Origin of the sequence: Kitasatospora sp. CB02891, assembly GCF_002803145.1 — a bacterium.
Classification (GTDB): domain Bacteria; phylum Actinomycetota; class Actinomycetes; order Streptomycetales; family Streptomycetaceae; genus Kitasatospora; species Kitasatospora griseola.
Genome location: NZ_NNBO01000013.1, coordinates 166,718 through 189,299, shown reverse-complemented (window position 1 = coordinate 189,299; position 22,582 = coordinate 166,718). Strand labels below are relative to the sequence as shown.

The 22,582-nt window shown below is 72.6% G+C and carries 17 protein-coding genes and 2 tRNA genes; 9 read left to right on the top strand and 10 right to left on the bottom strand.

The features are described 5' to 3' along the window. Positions 1–40: 40 nt before the first annotated feature. From CG736_RS26530 to CG736_RS26520, 3 genes are all read left to right on the top strand, one after another. A complete protein-coding gene (locus CG736_RS26530) occupies positions 41–586 on the top strand; it encodes a bifunctional DNA primase/polymerase (protein ID WP_043914071.1) in 546 nt (181 codons plus the stop codon). Between the two features lie 87 nt (positions 587–673). Further along, positions 674–747, top strand: a tRNA-Lys gene (locus CG736_RS26525). A gap of 114 nt (positions 748–861) precedes the next feature. Further along, positions 862–1,113 (top strand): hypothetical protein, encoded by a 252-nt coding sequence (locus CG736_RS26520; RefSeq protein WP_100588679.1) that lies wholly within the window; start codon positions 862–864, stop codon positions 1,111–1,113. A gap of 2 nt (positions 1,114–1,115) precedes the next feature. Here the strand turns inward: CG736_RS26520 and CG736_RS26515 are convergent, their stop codons facing one another. From CG736_RS26515 to CG736_RS26505, 3 genes are read right to left on the bottom strand one after another with little or no spacing between them, the layout of a single operon-like run. After that, a complete protein-coding gene (locus CG736_RS26515; RefSeq protein WP_100588678.1) occupies positions 1,116–1,733 on the bottom strand; it encodes an LUD domain-containing protein in 618 nt (205 codons plus the stop codon). Next, a complete protein-coding gene (locus tag CG736_RS26510; protein WP_100588677.1) occupies positions 1,730–3,163 on the bottom strand; it encodes a lactate utilization protein B in 1,434 nt (477 codons plus the stop codon). Before CG736_RS26510 ends, CG736_RS26515 begins: the two co-directional genes overlap by 4 nt. Further along, on the bottom strand, positions 3,160–3,948 hold the full coding sequence (locus CG736_RS26505; RefSeq protein WP_100588676.1) for a (Fe-S)-binding protein: 789 nt from the start codon (positions 3,946–3,948) through the stop codon (positions 3,160–3,162). Before CG736_RS26505 ends, CG736_RS26510 begins: the two co-directional genes overlap by 4 nt. A gap of 58 nt (positions 3,949–4,006) precedes the next feature. On the opposite strand from CG736_RS26505, the gene CG736_RS26500 reads away from it, so the two are divergent. Further along, positions 4,007–4,657 (top strand): GntR family transcriptional regulator, encoded by a 651-nt coding sequence (locus tag CG736_RS26500; protein ID WP_232734189.1) that lies wholly within the window; start codon positions 4,007–4,009, stop codon positions 4,655–4,657. Between the two features lie 58 nt (positions 4,658–4,715). Here CG736_RS26500 and pgi read toward each other — a convergent pair whose 3' ends face one another. Then, a complete protein-coding gene (pgi, locus tag CG736_RS26495; protein WP_100588674.1) occupies positions 4,716–6,380 on the bottom strand; it encodes a glucose-6-phosphate isomerase in 1,665 nt (554 codons plus the stop codon). A gap of 183 nt (positions 6,381–6,563) precedes the next feature. Next, on the bottom strand, positions 6,564–8,144 hold the full coding sequence (locus tag CG736_RS26490) for a Na+/H+ antiporter (RefSeq protein ID WP_100588673.1): 1,581 nt from the start codon (positions 8,142–8,144) through the stop codon (positions 6,564–6,566). A gap of 111 nt (positions 8,145–8,255) precedes the next feature. Between CG736_RS26490 and CG736_RS26485 the strand changes: the two genes are divergently transcribed. Beyond that, positions 8,256–8,329 (top strand) — tRNA-Lys (locus CG736_RS26485). A 56-nt stretch (positions 8,330–8,385) separates the two neighbouring features. Here CG736_RS26485 and CG736_RS26480 read toward each other — a convergent pair. The 3 genes from CG736_RS26480 to CG736_RS26470 all read right to left on the bottom strand — a co-directional run bounded on the left by CG736_RS26480 (position 8,386) and on the right by CG736_RS26470 (position 11,424). Continuing rightward, positions 8,386–8,730 carry a VOC family protein gene (locus CG736_RS26480; protein WP_198520619.1) on the bottom strand — a complete coding sequence of 115 codons (345 nt, stop codon included), beginning with the start codon at positions 8,728–8,730 and terminating at the stop codon, positions 8,386–8,388. Between the two features lie 130 nt (positions 8,731–8,860). Continuing rightward, positions 8,861–9,505: a hypothetical protein gene (locus CG736_RS26475; protein ID WP_157815749.1), complete on the bottom strand. Its 645-nt coding sequence runs from the start codon at positions 9,503–9,505 to the stop codon at positions 8,861–8,863. A 233-nt stretch (positions 9,506–9,738) separates the two neighbouring features. Beyond that, the gene (locus tag CG736_RS26470; protein WP_100588671.1) at positions 9,739–11,424 is read right to left on the bottom strand and encodes a chitinase; all 1,686 of its coding nucleotides are present in this window, start codon (positions 11,422–11,424) and stop codon (positions 9,739–9,741) included. Between the two features lie 245 nt (positions 11,425–11,669). On the opposite strand from CG736_RS26470, the gene CG736_RS26465 reads away from it, so the two are divergent. After that, positions 11,670–14,897: a S41 family peptidase gene (locus tag CG736_RS26465; protein ID WP_232734188.1), complete on the top strand. Its 3,228-nt coding sequence runs from the start codon at positions 11,670–11,672 to the stop codon at positions 14,895–14,897. A 72-nt stretch (positions 14,898–14,969) separates the two neighbouring features. On the opposite strand, the gene CG736_RS36545 is transcribed toward CG736_RS26465, so the two are convergent. Continuing rightward, the gene (locus tag CG736_RS36545; RefSeq protein ID WP_157815748.1) at positions 14,970–15,977 is read right to left on the bottom strand and encodes a hypothetical protein; all 1,008 of its coding nucleotides are present in this window, start codon (positions 15,975–15,977) and stop codon (positions 14,970–14,972) included. Positions 15,978–16,204: 227 nt separating this feature from the next. Then, a complete protein-coding gene (locus tag CG736_RS26455) occupies positions 16,205–16,423 on the bottom strand; it encodes a hypothetical protein (protein ID WP_043914085.1) in 219 nt (72 codons plus the stop codon). 347 nt (positions 16,424–16,770) lie between these two features. On the opposite strand from CG736_RS26455, the gene adhE reads away from it, so the two are divergent. The 3 genes from adhE to pflA all read left to right on the top strand — a co-directional run bounded on the left by adhE (position 16,771) and on the right by pflA (position 22,581). Beyond that, on the top strand, positions 16,771–19,401 hold the full coding sequence (adhE, locus tag CG736_RS26450) for a bifunctional acetaldehyde-CoA/alcohol dehydrogenase (RefSeq protein WP_100588669.1): 2,631 nt from the start codon (positions 16,771–16,773) through the stop codon (positions 19,399–19,401). 127 nt (positions 19,402–19,528) lie between these two features. Beyond that, complete coding sequence (gene pflB, locus CG736_RS26445; protein WP_100588668.1) at positions 19,529–21,796, top strand: formate C-acetyltransferase; 2,268 nt, start codon at positions 19,529–19,531, stop codon at positions 21,794–21,796. Between the two features lie 32 nt (positions 21,797–21,828). After that, positions 21,829–22,581, top strand: coding sequence for a pyruvate formate-lyase-activating protein (gene pflA, locus CG736_RS26440; protein ID WP_100588667.1), 753 nt, complete (start codon positions 21,829–21,831; stop codon positions 22,579–22,581). Position 22,582 lies beyond the last annotated feature (1 nt).

The window sequence follows — 22,582 nt, the reverse complement described above, 5'->3', positions numbered from 1 at the left end:
TTCGCCGCGATCCCGGGAGTGTCGGGTCCACGCTGGGCGGGTGGACATCTGGACCTATCAGGCCGTCGAGTACGTCAGCGTCGCCGGAGAGGCGTGGCTGGCCTCCGCCAGCGAGTACCCGAGCAGCATGCGCGCACTGTGGGAGGCCCGCCCGTGGGCGCCGGCCGTCCTGCCGTGCGGCCGGGTCTTCGACGTGATCAGCATGCCCTCGGTGTTCGGCCGCCGGGTGCTCGACGAGCTGTGGGCGTCCGGCCCGGGCTGCGGCCCGGTGGCCGCCTTCCGCGGTCGCACCCTGCTGTTCGCGCAGCCGGGCGCCGCGGCCCGGCTGCGCACCCTGCTGGCCTGGGAGGAGTGGGCCCGGGACGTCCCGCCGCTGCTCTGCCACGGCATCGGCGACGCGGTGACCGTCCCCCCGGTCCAGCGCGCGGCGGATTCCACCGACACCGCCGGCGGACGCTGGATCGTCGCCCCCGACACCCGCGAGCCCTGGCTGCCGGGCGCTCCCGTCCTCCTCTGGGCCTGCGTCCGCGCCGCCCGCGCCCGCACCCCGCGCGAGGCGGGCGACCTGCTGCCGAACACCCGCTGAACCCCGGGTGCCCGGGACGCGGCGCTCCGGCCGGAAACGGATTTGGGCTCCGGCCCCGGCCGCTGCTAAAGTCTTCCACGTCAGCAAGCGCCGCTAGCTCAGTTGGTTAGAGCAGCTGACTCTTAATCAGCGGGTCCGGGGTTCGAGTCCCTGGCGGCGCACAGACGGTCGAAGGCCCCTCGCGAAAGCGGGGGGCCTTCGGCGTTCCCGGCCGCGGGCGGACCGGGTCCGTCGCCTCGGCCGGGTGCGCGTAAAGGGCTGCTAATGTCCCGGTCATGGCGTCCGACGACCTGTACTCCGACTGGGCCGCCTGGCTCGACGCCGAGCTCGCCGAGGCCGAGGCGGCGGCGTTGCGCGCCCATCGGCGCGAGGGGCTGCAGCGGCGGTTGCGGCAGGTGTCCGTGTGGACGGGGGCGGTGACGCTGGTGGCCGGCCTGGGGTTCGGGCTGGTGTACACGGCGCAGCACGGTCCGGCGCCGCGTCCGGCGGGGCCGACGATCTCCGCGGCGCCGACCCCCGAGGGCTGATCTCAGGGCAGCAGGACCACCGCCAGTCGGCGCGGTCCGTGGACGCCCTTGACCCGGATCATCTCGATGTCGGCGGTGGCGGACGGCCCGCTGATGAAGGTGAGCGGGCGCCGCGGGTCGAGGACGGCGAGCGCGCCGGGCAGCGCGGAGTGCACCTGGGACGCGCGGACCACGCAGACGTGCAGGTCGGGCAGCAGGGTGGCGGCGCGCCGGCCCTGGCCGGGTCCGCCGTCGAGGATCAGGGTGCCGGATTCGGCGACGGCGGCGGTGCAGGCCGTCAGGACGGCGTCGGCGGCGTCGAGTCGGGCGGTCTCCAACAGCGGCCGGTCGACGAGCACCTCGCCGCTCCAGTCGGCGGTCCACTCGTCGGGCAGCCCGACGGGTGCCACCACGCTGCGTGCGCCGTCGAGGGCCTGCGCCACGGCGGCAGCGGCGGCGTCGGCCCGCAGCACGGTGGCCCCGTACTCGGTCAGCCGTTCGGCGAACAGGGCGAGCACGGCCGGGCGGTCGGTCTCGTCGAGCCCTGGGGCGTGCCGCAGGTAGTGCCGGGGCGGAGCCACCGCGGGCGGGACGGCGGCGGCGCGGATCCGGCGGAGGATCTCGGTGCGGGCGTCGGTCACTTGGCGTCTCCTTCGGTCCGCTTCCACCAGGTGCGGAAGGACTCCCGGGGGATGGCGGGGACGGTGCGGCTGTCGGTCCAGCCGCCGAGCGGGCCGGGCAGGCGGATCTTCCGGGGCAGCAGCAGCGGGCCGACCAGTCCGATGCTCTTCACGGCGGCCTTCCAGGCGGCCTGGTGTTCCATCACACCGCCGACGGCGCCGAGTGCGGCGCGTTCGACGGGGTGCTTCCCGCCGTCGGCGACCTGGGCGCGCAGGTCGAGCAGCACGTCGGTGAAGCGGATCCGCACCGGGCAGACCTCGTTGCAGGCGCCGCACAGGGTGGAGGCGTACGGCAGGGACGCGGTCTGCGGGTCGTCGAGGCCCTTGAGCAGCGGGTTGAGGATCGCGCCGATCGGCCCGGGGTAGACCGAGCCGTAGGCGTGGCCGCCGGTGCGCTCGTACACGGGGCAGATGTTCATGCAGGCGCCGCAGCGGATGCAGCGCAGCGCCTGCCGGCCGGTCGGGTCGGCGAGGGCGCGGGTGCGGCCGTTGTCGACCAGGACCAGGTGGAAGGTCTGCGGGCCGTCGCCGTCGGTGGTGCCGGTCCAGGTGCTGGTGTAGGGGGCCATCCGTTCGCCGGTGGCGTTGCGGGCGAGCAGTTGCAGGAAGACCTCCAGGTCCTGCCAGCTCGGGACGGTCTTCTCGATGCCGACGACGGAGATCAGGGTGTCGGCGAGGGTGAGGCACATCCGGCCGTTGCCCTCGGATTCGACGACCACCAGGGTGCCGGTCTCGGCGACCAGGAAGTTGGCGCCGGAGACGGCGACCTTCGCGCCGAGGAACTTCTCCCGCAGGTGCAGCCGGGCCGCTTCGGCGAGTTCGGCGGGCTCGTCGGTGAGCCCTTCGGGCGCGGGGCGGCCGTGCCGGCCCATCTCGCGCACGAAGATGTCGCGGATCTCGGTGCGGTTGCGGTGCAGCGCGGGCACCACCACGTGCGAGGGCAGGTCGTCGCCGAGCTGGACGATGGTGGCGGCGAGGTCGGTCTCCCGGGCGTTGATCCCGGCGGCCTCGAGGGCGGCGTCGAGGCCGATCTCCTCGGTCAGCATCGACTTGACCTTGACGATCTCGCGTTCGCCGGTGGCCCGGACCAGGTCGGTGACGATCCGGTTGGCCTCGGCGGCGTCCCGCGCCCAGTGCACGGTGCCGCCGGCGGCGGTGACCTTCTCCTCGACCTGGAGCAGGTGGCTCTCCAGGTTCGCCAGCACCTGGTCCTTGATTCCGGCGGCGGCGTCCCGCAGCGCCTCCCAGTCGGGGCGTTCGGCGGCCAGCACCGCCCGCTTGCCGCGGATGGTGTGGGTGGCGCGGCGCACGTTCTCCCGCAGCTGCCGGTTGCCGACCTCGCGTTCGGCGGCCTCCGGGAACGCGGGCCAGCCCAGGAACGACCTCGTCATCGTGCACCCTCCACCACGGGGAGGCCGGGCAGCGGCCCGTCCTGTTCGGTTCGGGCGAGGATCTCCACCAGGTGCAGGGTGCGCACCGGGTGGCCGTCCCGGTTCAGTCGGCCGCCGATGTTCATCAGGCAGGAGTTGTCGACGGCGGCCAGCACGGACGCCCCGGTCTCCAGCACGTGCCGGGCCTTGTCGCCGTTCATCGCGCCGGAGACCGCCGGGTTCTTCACCGAGAAGGTGCCGCCGAAGCCGCAGCACTCGTCCTGCGCGGGCAGCTCCACGAAGTCGATGCCGCTGACGGCACGCAGCAGCCGGTAGGGCCGGTCCCCCAGCCGGGTGGCGCGCAGGCTGTGGCAGGTCGGGTGGTAGGTGACCCGGTGCGGGAAGTACGCGCCGACCTCCACGACGCCCAGCCGGTCGGTCAGGTACTCCGTCAACTCGACGACGCGGGGCGCGAGTTCGGCGACCTCCCGGGCCAGCCCGGGATCGCCGACCACGGCCGACGGGTACGCCTCGGCGGGCATGCCGGCGCAGGACGCCGAGGGCACCACGATCTGCTCGTAGCCGCCGAAGGTGTCCACGAAGTGCCGGGCCAGCTTGGCGGTCTCCTTGCGGTAGCCGGTGTTGAAGTGCATCTGTCCGCAGCAGCTCTGGGCCGGCGGGAAGTCCACCTCGACGCCGAGGCGGCGCAGCAGGGTGACGGTGGCGCGACCGGTGCCGGGGAACAGGGTGTCGTTCAGGCAGGTCACGAACAGGGCGGTGCGTGGGCCGGGGTCGTTCGGAGGCATGCCAGCATCATAGATGCAAGCATGGATGCAAGGTGGGATTGCGTGGCAGAATGGCGGAGTGACCGACGCGCAGACCGACCCGACCGCCGCGACCGCCGCCGATCCGCAGTCCACCGCGGAGCGGGCCTACCAGCACGTCCGCACCCGGCTGCTCGACGGCTCCTGGCCGGGCGGCACGCTGCTCTCCGAGGGCGTGGTCGCGATCGAGCTGGGCCTGTCCCGCACCCCGGTCCGGGAGGCGTTCCTGCGCCTCCAGTCGGAGGGCTTCCTGCGCCTGTACCCCAAGCGCGGCGCACAGGTCGTCCCGATCGCCCCGGGCGAGGCCCGGAACGTGCTGGCCGCCCGGGTGCTGTTCGAGCGCGCCGCCGTCGACACCCTGGCCGAGCGCGGCCCGGCCGCGCTGACGGCCGCCGCCGCCGAGCTGCGCGCCGCCTGCGAGCGCCGCGACCCGCACCCGGTCGAGGCCGGCCGGCACTTCCACCTGACCCTGCTGCGGGCAGCCGGCAACCCCGTCCTGACCTCCCTGTACGAGACCCTGTGGGACCGTCAGATACGCATCTCGGCCGCCGCCACCGCGACCAGCGAGCACGCCGCCGAGGACCACGCCGAGCACCTGGCGCTCGCCGACGCCCTCGCCGTCCCCGACCCGGAGCTGGCCCGCGCCCTCATCTCGGCGCACGCGGACTCCCTGCTGGCGCGCATCGTCTGACGCCGCGTACGACGAGGGCCCCGGGGATCGCCCCGGGGCCCTCGTCGTACGGATCGGACTACTTGCGGCCGCGCAGCTCGCGGTAGCGGCCGACCAGGGAGGCGGTGGAGGCGTCCAGCGCCCCGCCGCCCTCGCCGGTCAGCAGCACCGGCTCGATCTTCTTGGCCAGCACCTTGCCGAGCTCCACGCCCCACTGGTCGAAGGAGTCGATGTTCCAGACGGCGCCCTGGACGAACACCTTGTGCTCGTAGAGGGCGATCAGCTGGCCGAGCACGTGCGGGGTGAGCTCGTCGGCCAGGATGGTGGTGGTCGGGTGGTTGCCGCGGAAGGTCTTGTGCGGGACCAGCTCGGCGGGCACGCCCTCGGCCGCGACCTCCTCGGCGGTCTTGCCGAACGCCAGCGCCTGGGTCTGCGCGAAGAAGTTGGCCATCAGCAGGTCGTGCTGGGCGACCAGGCCGGCCTGCAGGTCGTCGACCGGGCGGGCGAAGCCCAGGAAGTCGGCCGGGATGACCTTCGTGCCCTGGTGCAGCAGCTGGTAGTAGGCGTGCTGCCCGTTGGTGCCGGGGGTGCCCCACACCACGGGGCCGGTCTGCCAGTCGACGGGGCGGCCCTCGCGGTCCACCGACTTGCCGTTGGACTCCATGTCGAGCTGCTGCAGGTACGCGGTGAACTTCGACAGGTAGTGCGAGTACGGCAGCACCGCGTGCGCCTGGGCGTCGAAGAACGCGCCGTACCAGACCCCGAGCAGGCCCAGCAGCAGCGGGGCGTTCTGCTCCGCGGGCGCGGTGCGGAAGTGCTCGTCGACCAGCCGGAAGCCGACCAGCATCTCCTGGAAGCGCTCCGAGCCGATCGCGATCATCAGCGACAGGCCGATCGCCGAGTCGTACGAGTAGCGGCCGCCCACCCAGTCCCAGAACTCGAACATGTTGGCGGTGTCGATGCCGAAGTCGGCGACGCCCTGGGCGTTGGTGGACAGCGCCACGAAGTGCCTGGCGACGGCCTCCTCGCCCGCGCCGAGCTGCTCCAGCAGCCAACTGCGGGCGGCGACCGCGTTGGTGACGGTCTCGATGGTGGTGAAGGTCTTCGAGGCGACGATGAACAGCGTCTCGGCGGCGTCCAGGTCGCGCACCGCCTCGTGCAGGTCGGCGCCGTCCACGTTGGAGACGAAACGGACCGTCAGGTCGCGGTCGGTGTAGGAGCGCAGCACCTCGTAGGCCATCGCCGGGCCGAGGTCGGAGCCGCCGATGCCGATGTTGACGACGTTGCGGATCCGCTTGCCGGTGTGGCCGGTCCAGACGCCGGAGCGCACCCGCTCGGAGAAGTCGGCCATCTTGTCCAGCACGGCGTGCACGGCCGGGACGACGTTCTCCCCGTCGACCTCGACGACCGCCCCGCGCGGGGCGCGCAGCGCGGTGTGCAGGACGGCGCGGTCCTCGGTGGTGTTGATCTTCTCGCCGCGGAACATCGCGTCGCGCAGCTCGGCGACGCCGGTGGCGGCGGCCAACTGGCGCAGCAGGTCCAGGGTGCGGTCGGTGACCAGGTGCTTCGAGTAGTCGATGAAGAGGTCGCCGACCTGGAGGGTGTAGCGGCTGCCCCGGTCGGGGTCGGCGGCGAACAGCTCGCGCAGGTGCTGGTCGCCGAGCTCGGCCCGGTGCTTGCCCAGCGCGGCCCACTGCGGAGTGCGGTCCAGCGGGGTCCGGCCGTTGGCGGGGGTGTCCGACATCGGTTGCTCCTTGCGTCATGCGGGTGCCGATACCGGCAGGTCCGGCGGGAGGGGTGCGCTGGGGCCGGCCGGTACGGTGCGTCTGCCTCATCCGTCGTCAGCCTTGCCCGCCCCAACCCTATTCCCTGCGGAGCACGCCGCCGGGACATCCGCGGACCTGCACACCGGGCGGTCGACGGACCCTCACTTCCTGGCCGACTGGAGGTCGAGCGTCCGCAGCACGTGGTCCGCGATCTCGGGGTCGGCGCCGGCCTCGCCGCGGGCGATCAGCACCTCGCGGCGGGACGCGGCGATCATCTCCTGCTCGACCGTGAACGCCTGCCGCCACTTCTTGCCGCGGCGCTTCGCCTCCAGCGCCTCCTCCTCCTCGTACCGGTCCGGGCAGAGCCGGGCCAGCCGGTCGTGCTGGCGCTCGCGCAGCCGCTCGGTGATCTCCGGCGGCAGCTGGTCCTGCTCCTCCAGCTCGGTCAGCCGGTGCAGCCCGGCCTTGGCGGCCCGCCACCACAGGTCCCGGACTGCCTGCTCGTGCGCGTCGTGGTCGCTGTCCAGGCCGAGCAGCTTCACCACGTAGGGCAGCGTCAGGCCCTGCACCACCAGGGTGAACAGGACGACGCTGAACGCGATGAAGATGATCTCGCTGCGGGCCGGGAACTCCAGCCCGTTGTGCAGGGACAGCGGAATGGCGAGGGCCAGCGCGACGGTGGCGACGCCGCGCATCCCGGACCACCACAGCACCACGGTCTCCCGCCAGCTGATCGGGGTGTCCTCGTCGCCGTGGCTGAGCCGCTTGGACAGCCACGCGGCGGGCAGCAGCCACAGCAGCCGGACCAGGACCACCACGGCGATCACGATCGCGGTGTCGCCGAGCATGGTGTGCCAGGTGTCCTTGACGTCCCGCAGGACGGTGGACAGCTCCAGGCCGATCAGGCCGAACGCGACGCCGGTGATCAGCGTCTCGACGATCTCCCAGAACGCGTTGCCGACCAGCCGGAACGACACGTCGTCGGCGTCGGACGCCCGGTCGGCCAGGTACAGCGCGCAGACCACCACGGCGAGCACGCCGGAGCCGTGCGCCTCCTCGGCCAGGGTGTACGCGGCGAACGGCACCAGCAGGTTCAGCGCCACCTGCTGCGTCGGGTCCTGCAGCCGGCCCGCCAGCTTGGCGTTGGCCCAGCCCAGTCCGACGCCGACCAGCACCGCGACCACCGCCGACAGCAGGAACCGCAGCAGCGCGTGCCCGACCGACAGGTCGCCGTCGACCACCGCCTCGATCGCCAGCGAGTACACGACGATCGCGGTGACGTCGTTGAACAGGCCCTCGCTCTCCAGCACCGAGACCAGTCGGCGCGGCAGCCCGACCTCGCCCGCCACCGCGACGGCCGCCACCGGGTCGGGCGGCGAGACCAGCGCGCCCAGCGCGACCGCCGCCGCGAGCGGCGCGGCCGGCACCAGCCAGGAGAAGACGCCCGCGACGGCCGTGGTCGTGACGATCACCAGCGCGACGGCCAGCAGCAGGATCGACCGGACGTTGGCCTTGAAGTACCGCACCGAGGAACGCCGCGCCACCGCGAAGATCAGCGGCGGCAGCACCAGCGGCAGGATGAACTCCGGGTCGATCTCCACGTTGGGAATCTGCGGCACCACGGCGAACACCAGGCCCACCATGGTCATCAGCACCGGTTGCGGGATTCTGCTCTTCCGCGCCAGCGGCATCGTCACCACGGAGGCGAGCAGCACCAGGAAGAGCAGGGTCAGCTGGCCCACGACGGTTCCTCTCGCAGAAAGCGGACGGCCGCGTTCAGCATACGTTCCCGCCCCAACCGGACCGATTGTGTGTTTCCGGCGCTGACCAGGTAATGTTCTCTCCGTCAGCAAGCGCCGCTAGCTCAGTTGGTTAGAGCAGCTGACTCTTAATCAGCGGGTCCGGGGTTCGAGTCCCTGGCGGCGCACAGACAGCAGAAGGCCCCTCGCGGAAGCGAGGGGCCTTCTGCGTTTCTCGCCCCCCTCACGCCGCACGCCGCTCGTTCACGCACAGCACGTTGCCGTCCAGGTCCTTGAACCACGCGGCCCGCATGCCGTCGGCCTCGGCGACACCGTTCAGGGTCTTCAGGCCCGGCAGGTCGTACTCCTCGAACACCACGCCACGACCGCGCAGTTCGGTCATCTCGGCGTCCAGATCGGCGACCTTCCAACTGGCCAGCGTGTGACCGGCCTGCCCCCCGTAGGGCGTCTCGTACAGCGAGAACTCACAGCCCCCGGACCGGAACGTGACGTCCTCCGCCCCCTCCGTCACCACCTCCAGCCCGAGCGTCTCCCGGTAGTACTGCTTCGCCCGCCCCATGTCGGTCACCGGAATCACCGCACACAACGGCGCATCGCCCAGCATCACCACCACCTCCTCCCCTCAGGCTAGGCACGCCGTCCCCACCCCGCACCCGCCTGCGGCGGGCAGGCGCCCTGGTCCGGACTGCTGCCGGTCGTCAGGCGTCGGTGCCGCACATGAGCCGGGCGGCCTCGCGTCCGCTCTCACCGGCGGGCTCGGCGCAGTCCACCGTGCCCGCCAGGGGGAAGTCCGCCTGGAAGCTGGTGACGGAGCCGACGGCGTCCAGGCGCCCCGCGCCCGTCCCCGCGCAGTGGCGGACGAAGGAACTCGTGATCACCCAGTTGAACGCGTATCCGAGGAACCGGCCCGGCTTGCCGACGCCCACGGTCGGGTTCGAATACGGCTTCAGCGGCTTGCCGAACTCCGGCAGCCCCGGGGTGCGCGACTGGCGGACGAACGCGTCGTACGCGTTGCGGGCGTCCGCGTCGCCCGCGCTCGACACCGCCGTCGCGGTGAGCGGCCGGACGGCCAGCGCGTGGGAGAAGTCCACCGGGCCGCCGTCCGGCGCCGTGAGGGTGACGGCCGGGGTGACGTACGTCAGCGTCTCCGTCCTCACGTCCGGGGTGAACTCGTAGCGCGGGTACGCGCAGTCGGCCGCCGCGGTGGCGGTCGGCGCGGAGGCGGTCGGCGCGGAGGCGGTCGGCGCGGGCAGCGCCCGGTCCCGGTGCGGCGTCGTGCAGCCGACCACCGCCGACACCAGCGCGACGACTCCCGCCCACCGCACGGATCGTGCTCGTTGCATCTCTCCCCCTCGCCCCTCGGATCATGGCGCGACACCGGGACAGCGAACCGTCCCCGTGACCGGACCGGTACCGGATGCGAACCGACCTGTCACGAACGACCGCGGCGGCCGAGATCGGGGGCTCCCCGCCTGCCGCGGGCTGCCACCCGCCCGAACCCGCCGCCGACGAACACACCGGCGCACGCAGGGGGCCGGCCGCCTTCCCGGCAGCCGGCCCCGTGCGTGCGGCCCGGTCAGCCGAAGTAGCTGTGGAAGTTCTTCGAGAACTCGTTCCCGTTGTAGTTGTCCCAGTTGATCGACCAGGTCATCAGCCCGCGGAGGTTCGGCTGCTTGCCGGCGCGCGGGGTGTAGGAGCCGCAGCCGGTGCCCTTGGTGAGGCAGTCCAGGGCCTGGTTGACCACGGCCGGGGCGACGTAGCCGTTGCCCGCGTAGGTGTTGGCGGGCATGCCGATCGCGACCTGGGAGGGCTTGAGGGGCGGGAACATGTTGGCGGTGTTGCCGGCCACCGGGAAGCCGGCGAGGAGCATGTCGGTCATGGCGATGTGGAAGTCCGCGCCGCCCATGTTGTGGTACTGGCCGTCGAGGCCCATGATCGAGCCCGAGTTGTAGTCCTGGACGTGAAGCAGCGTCAGGTCGTCGCGCAGCGCGTAGATGACCGGCAGGAACGCTCCGGCGCGCGGGTCCTGGCCGCCCCAGGGGCCCGAGCCGTAGTACTGGTAGCCGAGCTGGACGAAGAAGGTCTCCGGCGCCATGGTCAGCTGGAACTTCGCGCCGTACTTGGCCTTCAGGGTCTTCACAGCCGAGATCAGGTTGGTGATCACCGGCGTGGTCGGGTTCTTGAAGTCGTTGTCGCCGGTGTTGAGCGACAGCGAGTGCCCTTCGAAGTCGATGTCGAGGCCGTCGAGGCCCCACTTGTCGATGATCGAGGAGACCGAGGAGACGAAGGCGTCCCGTGCGGCGGTGGTGGTGAGCTGCACTTCGCCGTTCTGGCCGCCGATCGACAGCAGCACCTTCTTGCCCTTGGCCTGCTTCGCGGCGATCGCCGCCTTGAAGTCGGCGTCGGACTCGACGCCCGGGCACTGGGCGACGGGGCAGCGGTTGAAGTGGATGTTGCCGGAGGTGATGGAGTCCGGCTCGCCGAAGGCCAGGTCGATGATGTCCCAGCTGTCGGGCACGTCCGCCATCTTCAGGTACCCGGCGCCGTTGGCGAAGCTCGCGTGCAGGTACCCGACCAGCGCGTGGCTCCCGGCCGGCGGCGGCGAGGTCGCCGAGCCCGACGGACTGGCGCTGGCCGAAGCGGAAGCAGAGGCCGAGGCGGACGCGGAAGCCGAGGCAGAGGCGGAGGCCGAGGCCGAGGCCGAGGCCGAGGCGGACGGGCTCGGCGAGCTGGGCACCGAGGGCGAGGAGCTCGGTGCGCCCGGCCCGTCCAGCGAGATGTCGTCCGCGTAGTAGGTGCCCTGCCCGTACCAGCCGTGGGTGAAGACGGTGGCGGAGGTCTGGGTGGCGGCGGTGGTGAAGCTGACGGACAGCTTCTGGTAAGCGCCGCCGGTGCTGGGCGTCCAGGTCGAGCTGCCGCCGTTGACGCCGAGGTAGACGTACGCGCCGTTGACGTACGCGCTGAGCGTGTACGTGGTGTTGGGGGCGACGGCGACGGTCTGGGTGCACTGGGCGGTGTCGGTGGAACTGGCCGCGCCGGCGAGTGCGTAGCTGCCGCTGTGCGCGTGGCCGGTGACGACGCTGCCGGTGGTGCCGCTGCAGGTCCAGGGGGCCAGGGCGCCGGACTCCAGGCCGCCGTTGACCAGGAATTCGCCGGCCGAGGCCGACCCGGCCAGTCCGAAGCTGATGGCGACGGCTCCTGCGGCCGCCACCGCCCAGGCCGTTCCGGCGGCGAGCAGCCGCTTCTTCCGGGAAGTGCGCATGTGGGGATGCTCCTGCCTGATGTGTGGGGGACGTCCGTCTCCCGCCCGCCGGACTGTGGGGTTCCCGGCCCGGGGCGTGCCGCCGCACCGGCACGCACCCTGGGAGTTGGACTAGACCACTGAACCGGCTCGGCCCGCCCCTGTCAATGGACCGACGACCGGCGTTCCCTGACGGTGACTCAGCCCGGGGGAACGCGCCCGGACCCGCCCGCGTTGCGGCCCCCGGCGCGGGGTCGAACCATGGAGTGGTGCCCGGATACCTGCGTTTCCCCCATGTACGCGACGGTCTGCTCGCCTTCACCGCCGAGGACGACGTCTGGGTCGCGCCGCTCGCCTCGGACGGCCGCGTCGGACGGGCCTGGCGGGCCAGTGCCGACCGGACCAGGGTGAGCCACCCCAGGCTGTCGCCGGACGGCGCCTCGCTGGCCTGGACGAGCTGGTTCGCACTGACCCCGGAGGTGTTCACCGCCCCGGTGGCGGGCGGCCCGGCGACCCGGTTGACGTACTGGGGCAGCCAGGACACCCGGGTGCGGGGGTGGCTGCCGAACGGGGACGTGCTGGCGGTCAGCTCGTACCACGAGCCGTTCGCCCACTACACCTGGGCGTGGGAGCTGCCGCCGGACGGCTCGCCGGGCCGCCGGATGCCGTGGGGGCCGGTCGCGGACGCCCAGATGGGCGAGGGGCACACGGTGCTGCTGACCGACGCCGCCCCGCACGAGCCGGCCTCCTGGAAGCGGTACCGGGGCGGCGCGAAGGGCCGGCTGTGGGTGGACCACGACCTGCTGCTGCCCGACCTGCCGGGGCACCTGGCCGCGCCGATGCCGGTGGCGACCCCCGCGGGGACCAGGGTGGCGTTCCTGTCCGACCACGAGGGCGTCGGCAACGTGTACTCGGTGCGCCCGGACGGCAGCGACCTGCGCCGGCACACCGACCACGCCACGTACTACGCGCGGGAGGCCGCCACCGACGGGACCCGGATCGTCTACCAGCACGCCGGCGACCTGTGGCTGCTGGACGGCCTCGACGCGCCCGCCCCGCACCGTCTGGAGGTGCCGCTCGGCGGCGCCCGGTCCGGCCGTCGCCCCTACCAGGTGAGCGCCGCGAACAACGTCAAGGACCTGGCCTGCGACGCCACCGGCCGGGCCGGGGTGATCAACGTGCGCGGCTCGCTGTACTGGCTGACCCACCGGGAGGGCCCGGCCCGGGTGCTGGCCGACACCCCGGGGGTGCGCTGCCGGCTGCCGCTGGTGCTCGGCTGGGGCGGGCAGGCCGCCTGGGTCACCGACGCGGAGGGCGAGGACGCGATCGAGCTGGCGCCGCTGCCCGGCAAGGACGGCCCGGCGGACGGGCGGGCCGCGCACCGGCGGATCGCCGCGGGCCGGATCGGCCGGGTCCAGGAGCTGTCCGCCGCCCCCGACGGCAGTCTGCTGGCGGTGGCCTGCTCGGACGGCCGACTGCTGCTGGTGGACACCGCCGAGGGCGGCGTCACCGAGGTCGCCGCGTCCCGGTTCGGACCGGTCTCCAGCCCGTCGTTCTCCCCGGACTCGCAGTGGCTGACCTGGTCCCAGCCGGTCGCGGGCCGCTCGCTGCGCGCCGTCCGGCTGGCCCGGGTGGACCGGCCGGAGCGCACCGTCGACGTCACCGGCGGCCGGTTCGAGGACGAGCATCCGGTGTTCACCCGGGACGGCCGGTTCCTGGTGTTCCTGTCCTGGCGGGGCTTCGACCCGGTGCACGACGTGCACACCGGCGACCTGTCGTTCCCGCTCGGCTGCCGCCCGTACCTGGTGCCGCTGGCCGCCGACACCCCGTCGCCGTTCGCCTCCCCGGCCGAGGGCCGCCCGCCGGTCGGCCTGGACCCGGAGGAGGCCACCGGCGACGGCACCGTGCGGGTGGACGAGGAGGGGCTGAGCAAGCGCCTGGTGCCGTTCCCGGTGATCGCCTCCAAGTACTCGGCGACGGCGGCGGTGCGCGGCGGGGTGATCTGGCTGCGCTGGCCGATCTCCGGCGCGCTCGGCCAGACCTTCGCCAACCCGGAGGACACCTCCGGCCGCCCCGCGCTGGAGTTCTTCGACCTGGCCCGGGGCCGCCGCAGCACGCTGGTGGAGCAGCTGGACGGCTTCGCGGTGTCCGCCGACGGCTCCGCGGTCTCGGTGTTCTCGGGCGGCGCGCTCAAGCTGTACCCGATGGCCGCGCCCACCGCCCCGCTCGCCGTCGACCTGCGCCGGATCACCCACACCGTGCACCCGGCCGCCGAGTGGCGGCAGTCCTACTTCGAGGCCGCCCGGATCGTCGCCGACCAGTTCTGGGACGCCGGCATGTGCGGCCTCGACTGGCCCGAACTCACCGACCAGTACGCCCCGTTGCTGGACCGGGTGGCCTCCCCCGACGACTTCGCCGACCTGCTGCGCGAACTGCTCGGCGAACTCGGCACCTCGCACGCCTACGTCACCCCGTCCCGGCGCGGCGAGGGCCCGGCGATCGCCCAGCTGCCGCTCGGCCTGCTCGGCGCCAACGCGCACCGCGACCCGGACGGCCGCTGGCTGGTCGACCGGATCCTGCCCGGCGAGTCCTCCGACCCCAAGGCCCGTGCGCCGCTCGCCGGTTACGGCGTGCAGGACGGCGACGAGCTGGTCGCCGTGGACGGCCGTCCGCCCGACCCGGTGCGCGGCCCCGCGCCGCTGCTGGCCGGCACCGGCGGCACCACGGTGGAGCTGACGGTCCGCCACAGCGAGCGGCTGCGCCGGATCGCCGTCACCCCGCTCACCGACGAGCGGCCCATCCGCTACCAGGACTGGGTGGCCAAACGCCGCCACCTGGTGCGGGAGTTCAGCAACGGCGTGTGCGGCTACCTGCACATCCCGGACCTCGGCGGCTCCGGCTGGGCCCAGTTCAACCGCGACCTGCGCTCCGAACTCGCCCACCCCGCGCTGGTGTTGGACGTCCGCGGGAACGCCGGCGGGAACGTCTCCGAGCTGGTCCTGGAGAAGCTCCGCCGCCGTGTCCTCGCCTGGGACTTCACCCGCGGCCGGCAGCCCGTCCGCTGGCCCCGGGACGCGCCGCGCGGCCCCGTGGTCGCGCTCGCCGACCACGCCACCAGCTCCGACGGCGACGTCATCATCGCCGCCATCAAGGCCCTCGACCTCGGCCCGGTGGTCGGCACCCGCACCTGGGGCGGCGTGGTCGGCATGACCGGCCGGCACGCGCTCGGCGACGGCACCCAGATCTCCGTCCCGAAGAACGCCTCCTGGTTCACCGGCGGCATCGGCTTCGCCATCGAGAACCACGGCGTCGCCCCCGACATCGAAGTCGTCCGCACCCCGCGCGACTGGGCCCGCGGCGAACACACCGACCTCGCCGCCGCCGTCACCCTCGCCCTCGACCTCCTCACCACCACCCCCGCCGCCGCACCCCCGCCCCCGACCGCCGCCCGGCCCGACCTGCGCCGCCCGCCGCTGCCACCGCGGGAGCCCTGAGGACGGGGCGGGGCCCAGAACGCCGGATGGCCGGCCCCCGGAAGGGGCCGGCCACGCGGGGGAAGGACGCTGTTACTTGGTGCCGCGGGAACGACGGCGGGTGTTGAGGAAGAACACGCCGCCCGCGGCGGTGAGGGCGAGGGCCCCGGCGGCCAGCGGCGCGGACTTGTCGCTGCTGTTGCCGGCGGCGGCGACCTGCTCGGTGTTCACGTTGGTGGGAAGCGACGCGGACAGCACCTTGGTGCCGGTGCCCGAGGAGCCCGAGGAGGGCGACACCCACGAGGAGGGCGACACCCACGGGGAGGGCGACGTCCAGGGGGTCTGCGACGGCGACGCGGACGGCGACGTCCAGGAGGACGGCGAGGCCGACGGGGACGTCCACGAGGACGGGGAGGCGGACGGGGACGGCGACGTCCACGGCGACGTGGAGACCGACGGGGAGGGCGACACCGGCGGCGCCGGCGGGACCTTCAGCCAACCGAGGGGGGACTCCAGGCTGCGGTCGCCGTCCGCCGCACCGCGGACGTTCAGCAGGATCTCGTCGGCCTGCGCCGCGACCTCCTTCGACGTGGTGACCGTCACCACGTAGCGGGAGATCTGGCCGTTCGCCATCGGCTGGTCCAGCGCGCCGGAGGCACCCCAGATCGACGGGTCGCAGCCCATCCGGGTGGGCAGTTCGACCGTGCTGTTGTCATCGCGTTCCCAGCGCAGCGTGGTGTTGCCGGTGTTCAGAACGTTGGGGTGGGCGGAGATCACCGGCACCACGGTGACGTGCTGGTACGCGGCCCCGGTGTTGTTCGTCAACCAGATGTACCCCCGGTAGGTCACCGTGTCGCCGTTGACGACCGGGTACATGTCGCGCATGAGGTCGATCGCCACGTGCCCGTTGTGGGCGGGGGCGTTCTCGACGGCGTTCTCGCCCGGCAGGTGGACCGAGCCGTCGGCGCACGGCACCACCGGCGTGTTGTCGTCCGCCCAGGCGGTGCCGCCGGCCACACCGGTGGCGGCGAGCATGATCGCGGCGACCGCGGTGGCCTTCTTTACGGAAGCGATGGACGGTGCGAACCGACGAGCGGTCATGGTGGTCCCCCCCAAGGGATCGAATCTGGCTGAGCTGCTGGAGAAAGCGCTCCTGCCAGGCCATCTTCCCCTTGGCCCGGTCCGTCGCGCAAGAACAATCTATCCCTCCCAACGTCCTTGGGGCGTATGCCTCCTGTCACTGAACTGTCACAGGATCCTCACCCGGGCCACCGGCCCCGGACAGCCGGACGCCGGCGCCGTTCGGCGCCGGCGTTCACGGGTGGGTCTCAGCCCCAGGGATCGCCCTCGGCCGTCATGTTCTCGGCGGCCTCGCGGTCCTCGCGTTCCTGCTGGACGCGGCGCTCCGCCTCGTCGCGGGTGCGTTCCACGGTGTCGCCGAAGGCGTCGGCGGCCTCGTCGTGGGCGAGGGCGGCCCGCTCGGCGGAGTCCTCGGCCGGGGCAGCGGGCTGGGCGGGCTGATGGCGGAACCTGTCGAAGATGCCCATGTCTCCTCCTCGGGTGGGCGTCCCCCCTGCTTCGGTGCCTCTCCTGTCACGGTACGCCGCCCGGGATCGGTCACACGTACCCGTGCGGGCTCCGCCCACCCTCGCACCGGCCTCCGGGCGTCGCACCCCGGCGACCTGCGGCTCACCCGCCCGGCGGACACCGGCGCCGCGCCGGGGGCGGCCCGAACTCCCGTACGGCGCAACGGAGAAGGCCGATGGTCCCGGGTGGATCGCGCCCATCGGCCGTAGCCGCGGCAGGGTCCGCCGCCCGACGCTGAGGGGGTCAACCGGTCCCGGCAGTGCCGCCGGGGCGCCCCGCAGCCGCACCCCGAGAGGTGAGCCGCGCCATGTCCGGTCAGAACTCCCCCACCGTGAACGCCGAGCACGTCGAGCACGTCGAGATCACCGAGCACGTCGACGCCCTGGTCCGCAACGGGCACAAGGCCCTCCAGGAGTACGCGGGTCTCACCCAGGAACGGGTGGACCGGATCGTCAAGAAGGCCTCGCTGGCCGCGCTGGCCGCGCACACCCGGCTGGCGGTGCTGGCCGTGGAGGAGACCGGGCGCGGGGTGTTCGAGGACAAGGCGGTGAAGAACGTCTTCGCCTGCGAGCACGTCACGCACTCGATGGCCGGGATGCGGACGGTCGGGGTGATCGCCCGGGACGACCTCGACGGGATCGTGGAGATCGCCGAGCCGGTGGGCGTGGTCGCCGCCCTCACTCCGGTGACCAATCCGACGTCCACCACGGTGTTCAAGGCGCTGATCGCGTTGAAGACCCGCAACCCGATCGTGTTCGCCTTCCATCCTTCGGCGCAGCGCTGTTCGGCGGAGGCGGCCCGGATCGTCCGGGACGCGGCGGTCGCGGCGGGCGCCCCGGCGCACTGCGTGCAGTGGGTCGACCGTCCGTCGATGGCGGCGACGGACGCGCTGATGCGGCACGAAGGGGTGGCGACGATCCTCGCCACCGGCGGCAACTCGATGGTGCGGGCGGCCTATTCGTGCGGGAAGCCGGCGCTGGGCGTGGGCGCGGGGAACGTCCCGGCGTACGTGGAGCGGAGCGCGGACCTGAAGCGGGCGGTGAACGACATCGTGCTGTCGAAGTCCTTCGACAACGGGATGATCTGCGCCTCCGAGCAGGCGGTGATCCTGGACGAGGAGGTGTACGAGCCGGCGTTGGCGGAGTTCCGGACGCTGAAGGCGCACCTGGCGGGCCCGGAGGAGAAGGCCCTGCTGGAGCGCCATCTGTTCGACGGAAAGGGGAAGTTGAACCCGGCGGTGGTCGGGCAGTCGGCGCAGGCGGTCGCGCAGGGGGCGGGCTTCGAGGTGCCGGAGGACACCTCGGTGATCCTGGCGGAGGTCGCCGGGGTGGGCGCGGAGGAGCCGTTGACCCGGGAGAAGCTCTGCCCGGTGCTGGCGGTGCTGCGCGCCCGGTCGCGTGCGCATGGCGTCCAACTCGCCGCCCGCATGGTGGAGTTCAACGGCCTGGGGCACTCGGCGGCGGTGCACACCGAGGACGCGGCGTTCGCCGAGGAGTTCGGCGCCGGGGTGCAGGCGTGCCGGATCATCTGGAACGCGCCGAGTTCGCAGGGCGGCATCGGCGACGTGTACAACGCGTTCCTGCCCTCGCTGACGCTGGGCTGCGGCTCCTGGGGGCACACCTCGGTGTCGGGGAACGTCTCGGCCCTGCACCTGATCAACGTCAAGCGGATCGGGCGGCGCAACACCAACATGCAGTGGTTCAAGGTCCCGCCGAAGATCTTCTTCGAGCGCAACTCGCTCGGCTACCTGGCGGACATGTGCGGCGCGCACCGGGTGGTGGTGGTCACCGACCGGACGATGGTGGAGATCGGCCACCTGGAGCGGGTCCGGGAGGTGCTGCGGCGGCGCCCGGAGCCGGTGGAGGTGCGGGTGGTGGACTTCGTGGAGCCGAACCCGAGCATCGCGACGGTGGAGCGGGGCGCGGAGCTGATGCGCGACTTCCGGCCGGACACCATCGTGGCGCTGGGCGGCGGCTCGCCGATGGACGCGGCCAAGGTGATGTGGCTGATGTACGAGCACCCGGAGGTGGAGTTCGCGGACCTGAAGGAGAAGTTCTTCGACATCCGCAAGCGCGCCTTCACCTTCCCCGACCTGGGCGAGAAGGCGAAGCTGGTGTGCGTCCCGACCACCTCGGGCACCGGCAGCGAGGTCACTCCGTTCGCAGTGATCACCGACCCGGAGACCGGCCAGAAGTACCCGCTGGCGGACTACGCGCTCACCCCGACGGTGGCGATCGTGGACCCGGCGCTGACGACCGACCTGCCGGCGGCGGTGACGGCCGACTCCGGGTTCGACGCGCTGACGCACTGCATCGAGGCGTACGTGTCGGTGTACGCCAACGACTTCACCGACGGCCTGGCGCTGCAGGGCGTCCGGCTGGTCTTCGAGAACCTGGCGGCGGCGGTCCACGACGGCCCGAACGACCCGGCGGCGCGGGAGCGGATGCACAACGCCGGGACGATCGCGGGCATGGCGTTCGGCTCGGCGTTCCTGGGCGCGGTGCACGCGATGGCGCACACCCTGGGCGCGACCTTCCACGTGGCGCACGGGCGGACCAACGCGCTGCTGCTGCCGCACGTGATCCGCTGGAACGGCTCGGCGCCGGCCAAGGTGACCGGCTGGCCGAAGTACCGCAGCTACGTGGCCCCGGAGCGGTACCGGCAGATCGCCCGGATGCTGGGCCTGCCCGCCGACACCCCCGAGCAGGGCGTGGAGTCGCTGGCGCTCGCGGTCGAGGAGCTGCGCGAGCAGGTCGGCATTCCGCGCTCGTTCAAGGAGGCCGGGGTGGACGAGGCGGCGTTCCTGGCGGGGCTGGACCGGCAGGCGATGAACGCGTACGAGGACCAGTGCGCGCCGGCCAATCCGCGGCTGCCGATGCTGCGGGACATGCGGCGGCTGATGACCCTGGCGTACTACGGCGACGACCGGGCGGTGTGAGGCCCCGCCTCGGGTTCGGGAGGCGATCCGGGGACCAAGGTCCCCACTGATCAGGACTTTTCGATCCCATGTGAGTTTGTGAATCGTTTCACAATAGTGCGCGTAGGCGAGAGGCGGGAGCGAGGCAATGAGCACGCAGCACGCGGAGCGCATCCACAGCGGTGCCTGGGACGGTTTCAAGGGCGGCCTGTGGCGGGACGCCGTCGACGTCCGCGACTTCATCCAGCAGAACTACACCCCGTACGAGGGCGACGCCGCCTTCCTGGCCGGGCCGACCGCGCGGACCGCGGCGATCTGGCGGCGGATCACCGACCTGTTCCCCGAGGAGCGGGCCAAGGGCGTCCTGGACGTCTCCTGGGACACGCCGTCCACCATCACCGCGCACGCCCCCGGGTACATCGACCGGGACAACGAGCTGATCGTCGGCCTGCAGACCGACGCCCCGCTGAAGCGGGCGATCATGCCGAACGGCGGCTGGCGGATGGTCGCGGGCGCGCTGGAGACGTACGGCTACCCGGTGGACCCGCAGTGGGAGAAGGTCTTCACCGTCCACCGCAAGACCCACAACGCGGGCGTGTTCGACGCCTACACGCCCGAGATCCGGGCCGCCCGCAAGGCCGGCATCGTCACCGGCCTGCCGGACGCGTACGGGCGGGGCCGGATCATCGGCGACTACCGGCGGGTGGCGCTGTACGGCGTGGACCGGCTGATCGCCGCCAAGCGCGAGGAGAAGACCGGCCTGGACGCCGCGCCGCGCGACCCGCGCGCGCTGGAGGACACCATCCGGGAGCGCGAGGAACTGGCCGAGCAGATCCGCGCGCTGGAGGAGCTCAAGGCGATGGCCGCGAGCTACGGCCAGGACATCTCCGGGCCGGCCGCCACCGCCCAACAGGCGATCCAGTGGCTGTACTTCGCCTACCTGGCGGCCGTGAAGGAGCAGAACGGCGCGGCCATGTCGCTCGGCCGCACCTCGACCTTCCTGGACGTCTACCTGGAACGCGACCTGGCCGAGGGCCGGCTGACGGAGAGCCGGGCGCAGGAGCTGATCGACGACTTCATCGTCAAGCTGCGGATCGTCCGCTTCCTGCGCACCCCCGAGTACGACGAGCTGTTCTCCGGCGACCCGACCTGGGTCACCGAGTCGATCGGCGGCATCGGCGCCGACGGCCGCCCGCTGGTCACCCGCACCTCGTTCCGCTACCTGCAGACCCTGTACAACCTGGGCCCGGCCCCCGAGCCCAACATGACGGTGTTCTGGTCGCCGCAACTCCCGCAGGGCTTCAAGGAGTTCTGCGCGCAGGTGTCCATCGACACCTCCAGCGTGCAGTACGAGTCGGACGAGCTGATGCGCCCGCGCTTCGGCGACGACACCGCGATCGCCTGCTGCGTCTCCGCGATGGAGGTCGGCAAGCAGATGCAGTTCTTCGGCGCCCGGGTCAACCTCGCCAAGACGCTGCTCTACGCGATCAACGGCGGGCGGGACGAGATCACCGGCGAGCAGGTCGGCCCCGAGACCGGCCCGATCGAGGCCGAGGTCCTGGACTACGACGAGGTGGTGGAGCGCTTCGACCGGCAGCTGGAGTGGCTGGCCGAGACGTACGTGCACGCGCTGAACGTCATCCACTACATGCACGACAAGTACGCGTACGAGCGCCTGGAGATGGCCCTGCACGACCGCGCCGTGCGGCGCACCATGGCCTGCGGCATCGCCGGGCTCGCGGTGGCGGCGGACTCGCTGTCGGCGATCCGGTACGCCACGGTGCGGCCGGTGCGCGACGCGTCCGGGCTCGCGGTCGACTACACCGTGGAGGGCGAGTACCCGGCGTACGGCAACAACGACGACCGGGCGGACGGGCTCGCGGTGCGGCTGGTCGAGGAGTTCATGCGCAAGATCCGCAAGCACCCCACCTACCGGGGCGCCGAGCACACCCAGTCGGTGCTGACCATCACCTCGAACGTGGTCTACGGCAAGAAGACCGGCTCCACCCCCGACGGCCGCCGGGCCGGCGAACCGTTCTCCCCGGGCGCCAACCCGATGAACGGCCGCGACACCCACGGCTACGTGGCCAGCTCCATGTCGGTGGCGAAGCTCCCCTACGACGCCGCCGAGGACGGCATCTCGCTGACCAACACCGTCACGCCCGACGCGCTCGGCCGCACCCGCGAGGAGCGGGTGCGCAACCTGGCGGGCGTGCTCGACGGGTACACGGCCGTCGGCGGGTTCCACATGAACGTCAACGTGCTGAACCGGGACACCCTGCTGGACGCCATGGAGCACCCCGAGGAGTACCCGCAGCTGACCATCCGGGTCAGCGGCTACGCGGTCAACTTCGTCCGGCTGACCAGGGAACAGCAGCTGGACGTCGTCAACCGCACCTTCCACGGCTCGCTCTGAGCCCTCGTCGACGGATCCCAGGAGGCACCGCCATGCTCACCACCGTTCTGAAGGCAAGCGGCTCGGTGCACTCCTGGGACCTGTCGACCGGCGTGGACGGCCCCGGCACCCGGTTCGTGGTCTTCCTCGCCGGGTGCCCGCTGAACTGCCTGTACTGTCACAACCCCGACACCATGCGGATGGCGAGCGGCCACCGGACCACGGCCGACGAGGTGGTCGCCGAGGCCGCCAAGTACACCGCCTTCATCCACGCCTCCGGCAGCGGCGGCGCCACCCTCTCGGGCGGCGAACCCCTGCTCCAGCCGGCCTTCACCGGCGAGCTGCTCCACCGCTTCAAGCACGAGCTGGGCCTGCACACCGCCCTCGACACCTCGGGCTTCCTCGGCGCCCGGGCGGACGACGCCCTGCTCGCCGACACCGACCTCGTCCTGCTCGACATCAAGTCCTGGGACCGCGCCCTCTACCGCCGCCTGACCGGCCAACGGCTCGAACCCACCCTCGACTTCGCCCGCCGGCTCGCCGACCTCGGCAAGGAGGTCCACCTGCGCTTCGTCCTGGTCCCCGGCCTCACCGACCCGCCCGAGAACATCGCGGGCGTCGCCGCCTTCGCCGCCACCCTCGGCAACGTCTCCCGGGTCGACGTCCTCCCGTTCCACAAGCTCGGCCGGTCCAAGTGGGCCGCGCTGGGCCGGGAGTTCACCCTCGCCGACACGCCCACCCCGACCGCGGAGCAGGTGCAGGCCGCGCGCGACGTCTTCGCCGCGCACGGCCTGCGTGCGGTGTGAC

What these genes read in the sequence shown, in the direction of transcription:
- CG736_RS26520 (WP_100588679.1), top strand. Translation starts at nt 862, where the DNA reads ATGGCGTCCGACGACCTGTACTCCGACTGGGCCGCCTGGCTCGACGCC.
- CG736_RS26510 (WP_100588677.1), bottom strand. Translation starts at nt 3,163, where the DNA reads ATGACGAGGTCGTTCCTGGGCTGGCCCGCGTTCCCGGAGGCCGCCGAA.
- CG736_RS26505 (WP_100588676.1), bottom strand. Translation starts at nt 3,948, where the DNA reads ATGCCTCCGAACGACCCCGGCCCACGCACCGCCCTGTTCGTGACCTGC.
- pgi (WP_100588674.1), bottom strand. Translation starts at nt 6,380, where the DNA reads ATGTCGGACACCCCCGCCAACGGCCGGACCCCGCTGGACCGCACTCCG.
- CG736_RS26475 (WP_157815749.1), bottom strand. Translation starts at nt 9,505, where the DNA reads ATGCAACGAGCACGATCCGTGCGGTGGGCGGGAGTCGTCGCGCTGGTG.
- CG736_RS26470 (WP_100588671.1), bottom strand. Translation starts at nt 11,424, where the DNA reads ATGCGCACTTCCCGGAAGAAGCGGCTGCTCGCCGCCGGAACGGCCTGG.
- CG736_RS36545 (WP_157815748.1), bottom strand. Translation starts at nt 15,977, where the DNA reads ATGACCGCTCGTCGGTTCGCACCGTCCATCGCTTCCGTAAAGAAGGCC.
- CG736_RS26455 (WP_043914085.1), bottom strand. Translation starts at nt 16,423, where the DNA reads ATGGGCATCTTCGACAGGTTCCGCCATCAGCCCGCCCAGCCCGCTGCC.
- adhE (WP_100588669.1), top strand. Translation starts at nt 16,771, where the DNA reads ATGTCCGGTCAGAACTCCCCCACCGTGAACGCCGAGCACGTCGAGCAC.
- pflB (WP_100588668.1), top strand. Translation starts at nt 19,529, where the DNA reads ATGAGCACGCAGCACGCGGAGCGCATCCACAGCGGTGCCTGGGACGGT.
- pflA (WP_100588667.1), top strand. Translation starts at nt 21,829, where the DNA reads ATGCTCACCACCGTTCTGAAGGCAAGCGGCTCGGTGCACTCCTGGGAC.